This window comes from Ruegeria sp. ABV4_181 (assembly GCF_056158465.1).
In genome coordinates this window covers 2499752-2514229 of record NZ_JBSWTI010000002.1, presented here as the reverse complement: position 1 = coordinate 2514229, position 14478 = coordinate 2499752, and the positions used below count along the sequence as shown (strand labels likewise).

The following is a 14478-nucleotide window of genomic DNA, read 5'->3' as shown; positions in this document are numbered from 1 at the left end:
GGTGATGGTAGTTTGTTAGCGCTCAACCACGTGCAACCAAATTCCATTCCGGGACCGGACGGTCAGATGTGCCTCGGGAACGGGGGGGCGACCTTGGACCAGGCTGAACCTGAAGTTCTTCAACAGAGTCGACAGCAGCAAGGGTCCTTCTACCATGGCGAACCCGGCCCCCGTGCAGACGCGCGGGCCGGCGGAAAAGGGTAGATAAGCCGTTCGCTGACAGGTCTTTCCGTTTTCCGTGCCCCAGCGTGTGGGGTCGAATTCATCCGGCCGGTCCCACAGACGCTCCTGACGGTGCAGGTGCCACGGGCTGATAACGACCTGCGACCCTTGCCGCACCGCCCGGCCCCTGAAGTTCTCGGGGCACGCGGCCTCACGCACCATCATCGGCACCGGTGGATACAGGCGCAGCGTTTCACGGAACACATCCCGGCTGAGCCTTAGATCGGACAATGTGCCGAAACCGGGTTCGTCCAGACATTGCGCCTCGGCGGCAAGCTTGTCCTGCCAGTCGGGGTACAGAGCCACGAGGTACAGCGCCCAGGCCAGAGCGGACGCGCTGGTTTCATGCCCGGCCAGAAAAAAGATGGCGACCTGATCGACCATCTCCTGCGTGTCGAAACAGTGTCCGGTTTCCGGGTCCGGCGTGGTCATGATCTTGGTGGCCAGATCGTCCGGTGCCTCTCCCTTTGCGATCATATCCGCTCGTTCCGCGGTCAACCGCGTGATCAGCGCCCTTATTTCCCGGGCGTTCCTGCGGGTTTTGCGGGAGTGCATGCGGGGAACCCATGCGGGGACGGGAACAAAAGCTGCCAGATTTAACAAAGGCTGTTGCCGCTGATAGGATCTGAACTTTTCGAATACCTGCGCGGCAAGGTCATGTTCGATCGGGACCGAGAACAGGGTTCTGAAAATCACGTCCGCCGCTGCATGGCTGGTAAGCTCTTCGCACTCGACATCGGTGCCTGTCTGCGCCCGCAGACGTTCGACACAAGCATGCGCCGCGGCGCGCATAGCCGGGTAAGTGTCTTTCAAACGCCCGCCTTCAAAGGCCGGGTCGATGATCCGGCGCTGCCGTTTCCAAACCTCACCGTTCGTCAGGAAGACTGAATTTCCCAACAGCGGGCGCAGCCCCTCGCGGATGCGGCTGGATTTCGGAAAATCATCCGGGCGTTTTTTGAGCACGATATCAACGAGTTCCGGCTGATTGATCATGTAGGATCGAAAGAACGGCGTCCGAAACTCGGCCATCCAGGCGCGGTACAGCCGTTGCGGCTGCGCCGACAATATGTCCTTGCGGAACAGCTTCAGATACCGCCACAGCGATACCTTGTCCGGACGCGGGGACGGCTTTGGTGGTATCATGCCTGCACCGTCCGATATTTTGAAACGGGTGTTGCGATGCGCGATTTGGACGGCGCGCGCCCTGCAAACCGCTGACTTAGTGAAAAAGGCCCTGCCGTAATGCGGAAATAATCATAGTCACCCGGCTGGTCAAAGGCGCAAAGGTATTGGAAGTGCAGCCGGAAAAACCGCCAGCGCAGCGCCCGCCAGCGTTGCGCGGACAAAGTCTGGGTGAAGGCTGCGGACAGGACCAGCGGCCAGCGAGTTTCTTCGGTCGCAACGCCGCTGACCGCTACCGGGTCACAAAGCGCAAAGGCGCAGCCGTCCCCCGGTGCCGAGACATCGACCCAGGTCAGATCGGTGCGCGCCGACAAAAACTGAAGATCGCGACGCAAATCGGTCGCATTGGGCAGGAAGGACACCATTGGAACCACCTGGCCCAAAGACAGAAACGACAGTTCGGGCCCTTTCTCGCGCGCGTTTTCGTTCTTAAGCACCTCTGCCAGAACCATCACGCCCAGATGCGCACCGGAAGAATGGCCAACAACCAGAACCTCATCCACATCCGTCTCAAGCGCGGACCGAATATGTTCCGTGAACCCGGACAGGCGCATTTTCAAGTCCGCCTGCAACGCGCCTTTCGAGGCCGCGGAATAGGCGTAGTCGTGCATCAGGTAGTAGACAAAAAGGCGATTGTCGATGTTGCGAAACCAGATCAACAGGGCATAGGCCGCAGCCACGGCCGGCACAATCGCGAACCAGCTCAGATACGGCGACAGGAATGTGACGGCAACTGATGCGACCGCCAACGCAATGGCAAGCTGGGCGATCAGCATCCCAACCGGATAGAGCGCGGCAATTACCGGCCCTTTGCGCAACCGCATCAACCGGCCGAGCGCGCCCGATGCGATATAGATCCATGCCGTATGCGCCAGTTGCAGATAGGTTGCCGGTATCGAACCTGACATGCTGTCGCGCACGATATCCGACCAGACCAGAACCTCGATATCCGACTGTACCTTCACCCCGTCCTGACAGGACCTGACATGCCAACCATAGGGTCCCTGCCCCGGCTTTGGGGAAACCGACACGCTGTAACCAGAAATCTCTGCCTGAGCCTGGCTTTCGCGGCGATACAGCTCGCGATACCGGCGGGGTGGAATCGGATCGTAGCCGGGAATGTAGAACACCCGGCGCCGACGCACCCGAGGCTGATTGTTGTGACTGCTCATCGCCTTACCTTTTGCCGCGCAGACTAGCGCAGCATAGCCGTCAAGGTAAGTCTGATCGGTTAATCACCCGAAATTGGCCAGCGCCGGGAAGGTTTCCAGCAGCCACCAGCTGAACTCTGTGAATAGACCGGTGATCAGCATGATGCCGACAAACAGCAGCAGACCGCCCATGACCTTCTCGATAGTGGCCATGTGGGGCTTGATGCGGTTCATGACCGACATCGAGCGGTTCAGGAACATCGCTGCCAGCAGGAACGGAATGCCCAGCCCCGCCGCATAAACGCCCAGCAGCAGGGTGCCCCGAGCGACCGAAGCCTCGGATGCGGCAAGCGACAGGATCGCCCCAAGCTGTGGGCCGATACAGGGTGTCCAGCCAAAGGCAAACGCCAGGCCAAGGATATAGGCGCCAAAGACCGACCCGCCGGATTCACCCGCGTCAATGCGGGCTTCACGATCAAGGAATGGAATGCGGAACACGTTCAGAAAGTGCAGACCAAAGACAATCACGACCGCGCCGGACAGCTTTGCGAACAAAACCTGATTTTTCAGCACAAACGCCCCAAAGGCCGAAGCGGTGAATCCCAGCAACAGGAACACTGTCGACAAGCCCAGAACAAAGAACAACGCGGACAGGGTCGCCTTGCGCCGCGCCTGCGCCTCGTCCTTCATCTCGTTGATGGTCACACCGCTCATATAAGCCAGGTAAGGCGGCACGATGGGCAACACGCAGGGCGACAGAAAGCTGATCAGCCCGCCGAGCATCGCGATGAACATGGCAGGCAGCAAGCCCGCGTCTATGATATCAATTCCGAACATGGATCAGCACATAGGGTATCAATCGCGCCGCGTCACCGGGCCAATCGGTCACATCCTCGTGGTTGCACGCTGGACACCACGACAAAGTGGAAATATCTCAATCCCATGTCAAACGCTACTGAAACGCTGGACGCTTTGGGCTTGTTGTGCCCTCTGCCGGTACTGAAGGCCCGAAAACGCCTGAAATCCATGCCCACCGGGGCGGTTCTGCGTGTGTTGGCTGACGACCCTGCGGCAGTTATTGATGTGCCTCATTTCTGTGTCGAAAGCGGCCACCAATTGTTGTTCCAGGAAGAGGCGGACGGGCACCAGATCTACGTCATCCAGAAATCGGGTTGAGACTGGGCAGTGCCGGATGAAAAAAGGCGGGTCCCAAGACCCGCCTTTTCTTTTTACTGACCCAGTGACCACCAACCGCGCCGTTTGGGTTTGTCCGGCTTGCTGGGTTGCTCGGGCTCTTCCGAAACGGACTCCAGTACCGGTTCAGGTGTCTCTTCAACCGCTTCTGCCTCGGCCGGTTCCTCGGTCTCGGGAACAGACGTTTCCTCAGCTACGGGTTCCGATACTTCCTCTGCAACCGGTTCGCTTACCTCATCGGCCACAGGCGCGTTGTCGTCTTCCGCAACCGTCTCTGTGCTCTCAACAGGTTCAGGTGCCGCCTCGACCGTCTCCTGCGCAACAGCATCTTCACCTGCGGCAGTGTCTTCCGTCTGCTCGGCGGGTTCGGATGCGGGCAATTCAGCTTCGGTCGCTGCGTCATCAACCGCTTTCTTCTTGCGGCGCGGCACTCGGCGGCGCTTGGGCTTTTCGGCTTTTTCTTCCTGCTCAGCTGCATCAGCCTCAGGCTCCGCCGAAGGCTCCTCTGCCGCTTCGGACGCTGCAGCATCGTTCTCGTCTGTGTCAGCTTCGGGCGTCTCGCCTGCGCCGGAGCCCTTCTTCCGGCGACGACGACGGCGCTTGCGCTTGGGTTTCGCCTCTTCTTCGGTCTGAACCGCTTCTTCCTCGACCGCCTCATCCTCTCCGGCATCCACCAGATCCATCAGGGACGCGTCGACAGACACGACCGGGGCGCTGGCCTCGGGCACGATCCGGCTGGCGGTCTTGAATTTCTCCATCGAGAAATCGGGGCTGACCAGATGCACATCACCCTCAATGCGCACAGACAGGCCATACCGTGCCTCGATCTGCGCGATATGTTCCCGTTTCTGGTTCATCAGGAAATTGGCGATGCTGACCGGGCAGCGCACCAGAACCTCGCGCGATCGGCGACGGGTGCCTTCCTCTTCGATCTGACGCAAAATGGTCAGCGCCATGTTGTCGTCCGACCGGATCAGGCCCGTTCCGTGGCAGGACGGGCACGGCTGCGTCGTCGCCTCAAGCATACCGGGGCGCAGGCGCTGACGGCTCATCTCCATCAGACCAAAGCCCGAGATACGGCCGACCTGAATGCGCGCACGGTCGGTTTTCAGCTTTTCTTTCAGACGTTTCTCGACGGCCGAGTTGTTCTTGCGCTCGTCCATATCGATGAAATCGATGACAATCAGACCGGCAAGGTCGCGCAAACGCAATTGCCGCGCCACTTCTTCGGCGGCCTCAAGGTTGGTCTTGAGCGCGGTGTCCTCGATCGAACCTTCCTTTGTGGCCCGGCCCGAGTTCACGTCGATTGCCACCAGTGCCTCGGTCACCCCGATCACGATGTAACCACCGGATTTGAGCTGAACCGTCGGGTTGAACATGCCGGTCAGGTAGCTTTCCACCTGATACCGCGCAAACAGCGGCAACGCATCTTCATACCGTTTCACGTTCTTGGCGTGTGACGGCATGATCATCTTCATGAAGTCTTTGGCGATACGGTACCCGCCTTCGCCTTCAACCAGAACTTCGTCGATCTCACGGTTATAAAGGTCCCGGATCGACCGTTTGATCAGGTCGCCTTCCTCATAGATTTTGGCAGGCGCAATCGACTGCAGCGTCAGTTCGCGGATCTGTTCCCACATGCGCTGCAGGTATTCATAGTCTCGCTTGATCTCGGATTTTGTGCGTTTGGCTCCGGCCGTCCGGATGATCAGGCCGGCACCGGTCGGCACATCGATTTCTGCCGCGATTTCCTTCAGCTTTTTGCGATCTGGCGCGTTGGTGATCTTGCGGCTGATGCCGCCGCCCCGCGCGGTATTGGGCATAAGAACGCAATAGCGTCCGGCAAGCGACAGGTATGTGGTCAGCGCAGCGCCCTTGTTGCCGCGCTCTTCCTTGACGACCTGCACCAGAAGGACCTGGCGGACCTTGATTACTTCCTGGATTTTATACCGGCGCGGACGCGGTTTGCGCGGCGGACGAATGTCCTCGCTGTCATCCTCGTCCGCAACGGATTCGATGGTATCGTCCTTCGCGGTGGCATCCGCGCGGGCTTCGGCAGTGTCGGCCTCTTCCGTCTCAGCCTTGCCTTCATCCGAGGGTTCAGCTTCGTCAGTTTCAGGCTCTTCAGCCCCAGGTTCCGGGTCTGATCCGTTCTCGTCTTCCTCCGCCGCATCGACTTCAGAGGCTACCTCTTCGCCGGTTTCATCGGCAGCTTCGGCGCCGTCGGAAACAACGTTCTCATCCGCGTCGGCGACTTCATCAGCGGCGTCAGACGCCTCACCCTCGTCAACCGGTTCCTCGACGGGCGTCTCCGCCACGCGATCCGCCGGAGACGTGCCTTCCGGAACCGAAAGATCAGCCCCTTCTTCGCCCGTGTCGAGGTCGATGGTTTCCATGCCGGACGGTTCCGAAGAAACGTCCAGCGATTCCACGGCGTCGTCGGATTTTACATCCGCCGCCTTTGTCCGCGAACGGGACCGGCGTTTTTTGGGCTTGGCTTCCTCGGCCTCATCCCGTGCCTTCATCGCTTCGGCATAGGCGCGTTCTTCCTCCATCAACGCCTCGCGGTCGGCGACGGGGATCTGATAATAATCCGGATGGATCTCGGAAAACGCCAGGAACCCGTGCCGGTTTCCGCCGTAATCCACAAAGGCCGCCTGCAGCGACGGCTCGACCCGGGTTACTTTTGCAAGATAGATGTTGCCAGCAAGCTGGCGTTTGTTTTCGGATTCAAAGTCAAACTCCTCAACCTTGTTTCCGTCAACCACCACAACGCGGGTTTCCTCCGCGTGGGTGGCATCGATAAGCATTTTCTTAGCCATGTGTCCTTGGTGCACCGCGCCAAACGCGTTGTCCTGACCCGTCCGGGAGGACAGGCGCTTTTGGGGTGGTGTCTTGTCAGGGCGATATCGGACGGCGCGCGGCAGGGTCTGGCGCTGCGGCCCCCTGCCCGTATACTCAGTCGTTGCGCGCGCGTCATCGCGGTTCTTCTCCGACAGGCGCGGAGGCCGCCGCCTGCCCATTTATTCCTTTCGCCCGCTGCTGCGGGCTCAGGCGTTCTACTGCCCCTGATGGGGCACAATCGGTCTGCGTCGCCCTGTGGGAAGGATCACCACCTGCGGCGACACAGCGAAACTCAAAGATTCGGGACTTGTGGGCGCAAAATCGGCCCGGCCCGTCCGCTTACAATAAAAGCAGTCCTGTGGAAAAGACAATGGGCAAACTGCATCGCGCGCCCACTACGCGACGCGGGATCCCTTCATCTGGCCAAAAATACCTCGGGGGTGAATTGAGCCGAAGGCTCAAGAGGGGGCTGGCCCCCTCCCGGGCTTTTACAGGTAGTCCGACCGCTGTAGGCCGTATTTGGCCATTTTTTCGTTCAGCGTACGGCGCGGCAGGCACAGTTCGTCCATCACCGACGCGATCGAACCTTTGTGCCGGCGCATGGTGTTGTCGATTAACATCCGTTCGAACGCTTCGACATATTCCTTGAGCGGCTTGCCCTCGGTCGTCATCACCGGCTGCATTTCCTCGTGATCCGACATCAGCAGCGAGGCTATGGTGCCTGATCCGCGACGCGATTGCAGAACCGCGCGTTCGGCGATGTTGATCAGTTGTCGCACGTTACCGGGCCACGGGGCCTGAAGCAGCTGCGCCGCCTCCTGTGCGCTGACCTGCGGGGCGTCACAGCCGTATTCCTCGGCAAACTGCTCGCTCAATCGGGTGAACAATGTCAGAATATCCTCACCGCGCTGACGCAGGGGCGGCATGGTGATCCGCAGGGCAGCCAGACGGTAGAACAGGTCCGGTCGCAGAACATCCTCGCTGGTCTTTCCGGCCTCCTGCAGGTTCGAAATCGCCACGATCCGAGTTTCGGCGGGCGTGCCCTGATCGTTCATGACGCTCAGCAGCCGTGCCTGAAGCGTATCGCTGAGGGCCTCGACATCTTCCAGTACCAGAGTGCCGCCGCGGGCCTCTTCGATGGCCGGCAATTGGGCATCCTCAGGCATCATCGGGCCGAACAAACGTTTCGACAGCGCCTCTTCCTCCAGCGCCGCGCAGGACACCAGAACAAATTTCTTGCCTGCCCGGCTGCCCACCGCATGCAGCGCATGTGCCACAAGGGTCTTGCCGGTGCCGGTTTCGCCGTCGATCAGGACATGGCCATCCGCCTGCCCCAGATCGAGGATATCCTCTCGCAGCCGCTCCATCACCGGGCTGGCGCCGATCAGCTTGTTCATGATCTGGGTGCCGCCGGACAGCTCGCGCCGCAGCGCCCGGTTGTCCAGGGTCAGACGGCGCGCATTGCTGGCGCGTTTGGCCAGTTCGGACATCCGATCCGGGTTGAACGGCTTTTCCAGAAAGTCGAACGCGCCCACACGCATCGCCTCGACCGCCATAGGCACGTCGCCGTGGCCGGTAATCATGATGACCGGAAGCGTGCTGTCAGCCCCCATCAGCTTTTTCAGCAGTTGAATGCCGTCCATTCCCGGCATCTTAATGTCCGAGATGACGATGCCCGGGTAATCCGGCCCCAGAACCTTGAGCGCGTCCTCGGCGCTGGAGAAGGTTTCGGTGTCATATCCCGACAGCGCCAGCCATTGGCTGATCGACTGGCGCATGTCCTGTTCGTCATCCACAATGGCGATTTTCATGGCCTGTGCCATATTCATTCCTCGTTATTCAGCGGCCTCAAGGCCGTCGCTTCCCAGTATCGGCAGTTGCATCTCGAATACCGCGCCTCCATGCTGGCTGTTGCGCGCGGTCAGCCGTCCACCATGGTCGTTCACGATCCCGGACGAGATAGCAAGCCCCAACCCGACGCCATCGCCGGGCTGCTTGGTGGTGTAGAAGGGTTCGAACAGGTTCTCGATATCCTCAATTCCGTGGCCGTTATCGCGCACGGTCAACACCGCCATATCCCCTGCTGCCAGAATGATTTCCACATCGGGGTCCGATACTGATTTGGTGGCGTCCAGCGCATTCCGCAAGAGGTTGACCATCACCTGTTCGATCCGCATCCGGTCCCCCATCACGATCACGGGTTCTTCGGGCAGGATCTGAGTGATCTTCACATGGCGCTGCCGCAGCTGCGGCTCCATCATCGACAGGGAGGAGGCCAGCGCTTCACCAAGATTTACTGGTGAAAACGCATCCGCGCCCTTGCGCGCATAAGATTTCAGCTGCCGTGTGATCGCGCCCATCCGTTCAATCAGACCATCGATGCGGCCAAAGCTGGCCAGAGCCTCTTCGGGCCGGTTTCGCCGCAGCAACAGGCGCGCCCCGGCCAGATAGGTTTTCATTGCAGCCAGCGGTTGATTCAGCTCGTGGCTGACGGCTGCAGACATCTCACCCAGCGCAGCCAGTTTCGAGCTTTGCGCCAGCGTCTGCTCGGCAACTTCCAGTGTCTTTTCAACCCGTTCCCGCTCAGCGATTTCCCGCTGCAGCCGTGTGTTCAATGCGCGAAGCTCTGCCGACTCGCGCTGGAACAACGTCATCCGGAACGTGGCGCGGCGGCTGAGCGCATAAAAGGCCAGCGCCAGAAGAATTGCAAATCCCATGATTTCCAGCGCTAGGACGCTGTTCACCTTTTCCCGGATCGACGCATAGGTGGTGAATGAAGTCATTTTCCAGCCGCGGAACGGAATGCGGGTCTCCATCCTCATCACCGCTTCGCCCTGCAGATAGGCATCGGGCGGCAAGGCGGTCCAGTCAGTGGTGGCGCGGATCGCGCGCTGGATGGCGCCTTGCGGCGGCTGTCGCAGGATCGCCTCGCCTTCCTCAACTCCACGCCATTGCGGTTCGGTCGACAGGATGATTTTGCCCGTGCTGTCCGCCACCATCACAGCATCCGAGATACCGGCCCAGGCGCTTTCGAACTTTTGCAGGTCAACCTCGACCACGATCACGCCAATAACCTCGGCATTGGCTTCGATCCGGCGGGAATAGACGAAACTGTACCCGCCCGCTTCCTTTTCAATGACGGTAAAAACCGTGGAATTCGAGCGGACAGCGTCAATGAAATAAGGCGAACTTCGATGGGGTTCACCCAACCGGTTCCGGTCGGTGGCCGCGACCGAGCGCCCGTCCCTGTCCAACAACATCAGCGAAGCTGCCCCGATTTCCTCGACAAAGGAAATCAGGCGCTGCGTCGAAAGCGAAAAGTCGCTGGATTGCAACGCCGAAATCAGCGTCGGGTCGCGTGCCAGAAGCTGTGGCACGATCGCGTTCCGGCGCAATTCGCTGAGCAGGTTCCCCGAATACAGCGCCAGGCGCAGTTCGGCCCGATTGCGCGTCGATTCCGTGAATCGGTCGGTCAGCAATCGGTTGGTGACCCAGACCGTCGCGACGGTCGCCAGCAACAGGACCAGAACAGCCAGGCGCAGGCGCCATCCCATTGGCGCGCCACGGAACGGTTTTGTCAGAATGGACCAGCCAGAGCGAATGTCGAAACTCATCCCAGAAAATTACGCGGGCTTGGGTGCAACCTCAAGTCACGCAGGCGCGAGGACGCCGGACAATGCGCGGAACAATGCCGTTCCGTCCGTACCGCCGTGACCCGGGTCTGCCGCCCGCTCGGGATGCGGCATCATACCCAGAACACGCCTGTTTTCCGACAGGATACCGGCAATGTTACCTACTGAACCGTTGGGATTCTCGGCATAGGTGAAGGCAATCCGGTCCTGATCGCGCAGAGTGGACAATGTTGCGTCATCCGCGAAATAGTTTCCGTCATGATGCGCAATCGGGATTCCGATCACATCACCGGCGTTGTAACCTTCTGTGAAGGCACTGTCGCTGGTTTCAACCTTCAGGCCGACAGTTCGACAGATGTATTTCAACCCGGCATTGCGCAGCAAGGCGCCGGGCAGGATGCCAGTTTCGGTCAAAATCTGGAAACCGTTGCAGATACCAAGGGCATATCCGCCGCGGGCGGTATGGTCGACGACAGCCTTGCAAATGGGCGATTGTGCGGCGATGGCCCCGCAGCGCAAGTAATCCCCGTAGGAAAACCCGCCCGGCACGCCCACGATGTCGACACCATCAGGCAGTGCCGCATCCTTGTGCCAGACCATGTCGACCTCAAACCCTGCCTGCCGGAACGCGACGGCCAGGTCACGGTCGCAGTTTGAGCCTGGAAATACGATGACAGCAGCGCGCATGGCGGGCCCTCCGGAATTAGGTTCAGACCAGTTCGATCTCGTAGCGTTCGATGACCGTGTTGGCCAACAGCTTTTCGCACATCTCGGTGATGTCCGCCTCGGTCGCGCCTTCGGCCAGCTCAAGGTCGATCACCTTGCCCTGACGCACGCCTTCGACCTGATCAAAGCCCATGGCACCCAATGCATGACGCACCGCTTCACCCTGCGGGTCCAGAACCCCGTTCTTGAGCATCACATGCACCCGTGCTTTCATTCCTGCAACTCCAGCTGAGGGCCTGGATTTCCGGCCCGTTCCCTTGCGCGGGGGATAGCGCGCCCAACGGCGTTCGACAACCCTTGTCCGCATACAGTTTGCCGCAGGGGCGCGTTCAGCTTCCGCCTGACAGTCCCGGGTAATGCGCGTCGATGGCGTGGAAGGTCCCGGTCAGAACCATTTCGACCGCCACGGCGACAAGGATGATGGCCATGACCCGCGTAATGACATTGATCATGGTCGGTCCGAAAAACCGAGAGATCGGGTCCGCAAACAGCAACCCGAGGCCAACGATGGCACAGGCAATCAACACGGCAGAGCCGAGCGTGACGATTTCAGCCCCATCCGTCAGCGTATGCGCAAACACGATGGTCGTCGCGATGGTGCCCGGACCGATTGTCAGCGGAATCGCCAGGGGAACCACGGCGATGTTGCTTTTCTGTGCCCCCTCCTCGACCGCCTTCTGATCCCCTTTTGGCCGGTCCGAGGCGTTCAGCATCGACATGCCCACGCCCAGAATGATCAGCCCGCCGGCGATACGAAACGACGGAATGTCGATGCCGAAGATCGCCAGAATCTCTTCACCCACCAAAACCGCGATCAGTGCCACGGTGACCACCGTTACGGTCACGATCAGCGCCACGCGCTTGCGTTCCGAGGTCGAATAACCCTCGGTCATGCTCAGGAAAATCGGGATGCCGTAAAGCGGGTTGAAGATCGCCAGCAACGCCGCGAGGAATTTCAAAAAGACTGCCTGATCAAACAATTCCGCCATGCCGGGAAAACCTTCGGTTGAACTGGCGCGACAATGCGGGACGAGCGGCCTCGCTGTCAAACCACCCCTAACATCAAAAAAGCGCCGCCTTCATAAAGGCGACGCTTTAAAAGTGCATTCCGAGCCGAGACTTAGTTGATCAGCGTCGGCTTGGCCACGTTGCTTTTGGGCAGAACGCCAAGGCGACGCGCCACCTCGGAATAGGCGTCGGTCAGGTTGCCCAGATCGCGGCGGAAGACGTCCTTGTCCAGTTTCTGGCCGGTCTCGATATCCCACAGGCGGCAACTGTCCGGGCTGATCTCATCCGCGATGATCAGGCGTTGATAGTCGCCGTCGTAAACGCGGCCGATCTCGATCTTGAAGTCGACCAGACGAATACCCACGGCCAGCATCACGCCGCTCATGAAGTCATTCACACGCAAGGCCAGACTCAGAATGTCGTCCATGTCCTGCTGGCTGGCCCAGCCGAATGCGGCGATATGCTCTTCGGTCACCAGCGGATCGCCAAGCGCATCGTCCTTGTAGCAATATTCCACGATCGGACGCGGCAGTTGCGTTCCCTCGGCGATGCCCAGACGCTTGGACATGGACCCGGCGGCATAGTTGCGCACGATCACTTCCAGCGGCACGATCTCGCAGCTGCGCACCAGTTGTTCGCGCATGTTCAGGCGGCGGATGAAATGCGTCGGAACGCCGATCTGGGTCAGGCCGTTCATGAAGAACTCGCTCAGGCGGTTGTTCAGCACGCCCTTACCGTCGATCACGTCCTTCTTTTCCGCGTTGAACGCGGTGGCGTCATCCTTGAAATACTGAACGATGGTGCCCGGCTCGGGCCCTTCATACAGGATCTTTGCCTTGCCTTCGTAGATTTTCTTGCGACGCGCCATAAGCGACCTTTCAAGTCCGGGGCGAGGGAATGAGTCCCTTCGCTTTGGCGTTCTCATAGTGCAAGCCCTGCCCTCTCGCAAGTTCACCGGCCAGAGTGGGTTTGACGCAGCGCAAATACCTTGCACCGACGCCGCCGTATAGTCATATCATGAGGAATGAAGATGAAACCCAAGAGGTCCCCAACCAATGACCACATTTGACGAACGTGAAGCCGCGTTTGAAAACAAATTCGCACATGACGAAAAGATGCAGTTCATTGCCCGGATGCGTCGCAACAGGTTCATGGCTGTATGGGCCTCGACCCTCAAGGGTGAACCCGTTGAAAAGGCGCGTGCTTATGGCCAGCAACTGGTTCACACCGACCTTCAGAACGTCGGCGAAGACGACGTTGTGGAAGCGGTAAAAGGCTATCTGGGCGACCTGGCGGACGAGGCCAAGATTCGCGAAAAGATGGCGGAACTGCTGGTTGAAGCCAAAGAGCAGGTCATGGCAGAGGCCGAAATTTAAGGCTTTTCCGCAAACCTCATGATCATCATGAGTTTTATGAATTTGATTTGATGCCCCGGTCGTGAGACACGGGGCGTCTCTTATTTTATCGACCCTTTGGGTCATTTCCTGGAATACCCCAATGACAAACGCACTGAGCAAGCTACTGGAAACCAAAGATGCCATCCTCGCAGACGGGGCGACGGGGACCAACCTGTTCAACATGGGCCTGCAATCGGGTGATGCCCCGGAATTGTGGAATGTGGACGCGCCCGACAAGATCCGCGCCTTGTATCACGGATCGGTCGATGCGGGCAGCGATCTGTTCCTGACCAACACCTTTGGCGGCACCGCGGCCCGACTAAAGCTGCACGACGCCCAGAACCGCGTTGACGAACTGAATCGCATCGGGGCGGAACTTGGGCGTGAGGTCGCGGACAAGGCCGGTCGCACGGTCATTGTCGCCGGTTCGGTGGGACCGACCGGTGAAATCATGGAACCCGTCGGCAGCCTGTCTCATGCAGAAGCGGTTGAGATGTTCCACGAACAGGCTGAGGCGCTCAAGGCGGGGGGCGTCGACGTTCTGTGGCTGGAAACCATCAGCGCACCGGAAGAGTTCCGCGCAGCGGCCGAAGCGTTCGCGCTGGCCGACATGCCCTGGTGTGGCACGATGAGCTTTGATACGGCGGGCCGCACCATGATGGGGGTGACATCTTCTGATCTGGCGCAGCTGGTCGAGACCCTGCCAAACCCGCCCGTCGCCTTCGGAGCCAATTGCGGCACCGGCGCGTCGGACATTCTGCGCACGGTGCTGGGTTTTGCCGCGCAAGGCACGGAACGGCCGGTGATCTCGAAAGGAAATGCGGGCATTCCGAAATATGTGGACGGTCATATCCACTATGACGGCACGCCCGAACTGATGGGGCAATACGCTGCCATGGCGCGGGATGCCGGGGCTTCGATCATCGGGGGCTGCTGTGGCACCATGCCCGCGCACCTGCGTCAGATGCGCGAGGCACTGGACAGTGCTCCGCGCAACTCCCGGCCAACGCTGGATCAGATCACGGATGCTCTGGGTCCGTTTTCATCCGCTACGGACGGAACCGGCGACGACGCCGCGACACCCGAGCGGCGCACACGCCGCCGCCGCCGCGCCTGAGGCTA

Annotated in this window: 13 protein-coding genes; 3 read left to right on the top strand and 10 right to left on the bottom strand. The window is 59.9% G+C overall.

The window, feature by feature from the left end:
• Positions 1-15: 15 nt before the first annotated feature.
• The 3 genes from ACXAC3_RS12410 to ACXAC3_RS12400 form a co-directional block, all read right to left on the bottom strand.
• On the bottom strand, positions 16-1365 hold the full coding sequence (locus ACXAC3_RS12410; RefSeq protein ID WP_475160506.1) for a cytochrome P450: 1350 nt from the start codon (positions 1363-1365) through the stop codon (positions 16-18).
• Entirely contained in the window at positions 1362-2576 is a 1215-nt protein-coding gene (locus ACXAC3_RS12405; protein WP_475160504.1) for a hypothetical protein, read from the bottom strand. Before ACXAC3_RS12405 ends, ACXAC3_RS12410 begins: the two co-directional genes overlap by 4 nt.
• Before the next feature lie 63 nt (positions 2577-2639).
• Positions 2640-3392 (bottom strand): cytochrome c biogenesis CcdA family protein, encoded by a 753-nt coding sequence (locus ACXAC3_RS12400; RefSeq protein ID WP_475160502.1) that lies wholly within the window; start codon positions 3390-3392, stop codon positions 2640-2642.
• 105 nt (positions 3393-3497) lie between these two features.
• Here ACXAC3_RS12400 and ACXAC3_RS12395 point away from each other — a divergent pair, with 105 nt between their 5' ends.
• Complete coding sequence (locus ACXAC3_RS12395; protein ID WP_475160498.1) at positions 3498-3731, top strand: sulfurtransferase TusA family protein; 234 nt, start codon at positions 3498-3500, stop codon at positions 3729-3731.
• Between the two features lie 53 nt (positions 3732-3784).
• On the opposite strand, the gene ACXAC3_RS12390 is transcribed toward ACXAC3_RS12395, so the two are convergent.
• The 7 genes from ACXAC3_RS12390 to purC form a co-directional block, all read right to left on the bottom strand.
• Entirely contained in the window at positions 3785-6571 is a 2787-nt protein-coding gene (locus ACXAC3_RS12390; protein ID WP_475160496.1) for an Rne/Rng family ribonuclease, read from the bottom strand.
• 510 nt (positions 6572-7081) lie between these two features.
• The gene (locus ACXAC3_RS12385; RefSeq protein ID WP_170616909.1) at positions 7082-8416 is read right to left on the bottom strand and encodes a sigma-54-dependent transcriptional regulator; all 1335 of its coding nucleotides are present in this window, start codon (positions 8414-8416) and stop codon (positions 7082-7084) included.
• Positions 8417-8428: 12 nt separating this feature from the next.
• Complete coding sequence (locus tag ACXAC3_RS12380) at positions 8429-10147, bottom strand: sensor histidine kinase (protein ID WP_475163426.1); 1719 nt, start codon at positions 10145-10147, stop codon at positions 8429-8431.
• 96 nt (positions 10148-10243) lie between these two features.
• Positions 10244-10912 (bottom strand): phosphoribosylformylglycinamidine synthase subunit PurQ, encoded by a 669-nt coding sequence (gene purQ, locus ACXAC3_RS12375; RefSeq protein ID WP_475160492.1) that lies wholly within the window; start codon positions 10910-10912, stop codon positions 10244-10246.
• Positions 10913-10934: 22 nt separating this feature from the next.
• Positions 10935-11165: a phosphoribosylformylglycinamidine synthase subunit PurS gene (gene purS / locus ACXAC3_RS12370; protein WP_109311572.1), complete on the bottom strand. Its 231-nt coding sequence runs from the start codon at positions 11163-11165 to the stop codon at positions 10935-10937.
• Between the two features lie 115 nt (positions 11166-11280).
• Positions 11281-11940, bottom strand: a complete 660-nt coding sequence (locus ACXAC3_RS12365) for a MarC family protein (protein ID WP_475160490.1) — start codon at positions 11938-11940, stop codon at positions 11281-11283.
• Positions 11941-12071: 131 nt separating this feature from the next.
• Positions 12072-12827 (bottom strand): phosphoribosylaminoimidazolesuccinocarboxamide synthase, encoded by a 756-nt coding sequence (gene purC, locus ACXAC3_RS12360; protein WP_475160489.1) that lies wholly within the window; start codon positions 12825-12827, stop codon positions 12072-12074.
• A 187-nt stretch (positions 12828-13014) separates the two neighbouring features.
• On the opposite strand from purC, the gene ACXAC3_RS12355 reads away from it, so the two are divergent.
• Both ACXAC3_RS12355 and bmt read left to right on the top strand, forming a co-directional pair.
• Positions 13015-13335: a DUF1476 domain-containing protein gene (locus ACXAC3_RS12355; RefSeq protein WP_475160488.1), complete on the top strand. Its 321-nt coding sequence runs from the start codon at positions 13015-13017 to the stop codon at positions 13333-13335.
• Between the two features lie 121 nt (positions 13336-13456).
• The gene (gene bmt / locus ACXAC3_RS12350) at positions 13457-14473 is read left to right on the top strand and encodes a betaine--homocysteine S-methyltransferase (RefSeq protein WP_475160485.1); all 1017 of its coding nucleotides are present in this window, start codon (positions 13457-13459) and stop codon (positions 14471-14473) included.
• Positions 14474-14478: the final 5 nt, after the last annotated feature.

Coding starts and splice junctions, on each gene's coding strand:
- purS (WP_109311572.1), bottom strand. CDS start 11,165: ATGAAAGCACGGGTGCATGTGATGCTCAAGAACGGGGTTCTGGACCCG.
- ACXAC3_RS12355 (WP_475160488.1), top strand. CDS start 13,015: ATGACCACATTTGACGAACGTGAAGCCGCGTTTGAAAACAAATTCGCA.
- ACXAC3_RS12400 (WP_475160502.1), bottom strand. CDS start 3,392: ATGTTCGGAATTGATATCATAGACGCGGGCTTGCTGCCTGCCATGTTC.
- ACXAC3_RS12410 (WP_475160506.1), bottom strand. CDS start 1,365: ATGATACCACCAAAGCCGTCCCCGCGTCCGGACAAGGTATCGCTGTGG.
- ACXAC3_RS12365 (WP_475160490.1), bottom strand. CDS start 11,940: ATGGCGGAATTGTTTGATCAGGCAGTCTTTTTGAAATTCCTCGCGGCG.
- ACXAC3_RS12405 (WP_475160504.1), bottom strand. CDS start 2,576: ATGAGCAGTCACAACAATCAGCCTCGGGTGCGTCGGCGCCGGGTGTTC.
- ACXAC3_RS12380 (WP_475163426.1), bottom strand. CDS start 10,147: ATGGGATGGCGCCTGCGCCTGGCTGTTCTGGTCCTGTTGCTGGCGACC.
- purQ (WP_475160492.1), bottom strand. CDS start 10,912: ATGCGCGCTGCTGTCATCGTATTTCCAGGCTCAAACTGCGACCGTGAC.
- ACXAC3_RS12395 (WP_475160498.1), top strand. CDS start 3,498: ATGTCAAACGCTACTGAAACGCTGGACGCTTTGGGCTTGTTGTGCCCT.
- ACXAC3_RS12390 (WP_475160496.1), bottom strand. CDS start 6,571: ATGGCTAAGAAAATGCTTATCGATGCCACCCACGCGGAGGAAACCCGC.
- ACXAC3_RS12385 (WP_170616909.1), bottom strand. CDS start 8,416: ATGGCACAGGCCATGAAAATCGCCATTGTGGATGACGAACAGGACATG.
- purC (WP_475160489.1), bottom strand. CDS start 12,827: ATGGCGCGTCGCAAGAAAATCTACGAAGGCAAGGCAAAGATCCTGTAT.
- bmt (WP_475160485.1), top strand. CDS start 13,457: ATGACAAACGCACTGAGCAAGCTACTGGAAACCAAAGATGCCATCCTC.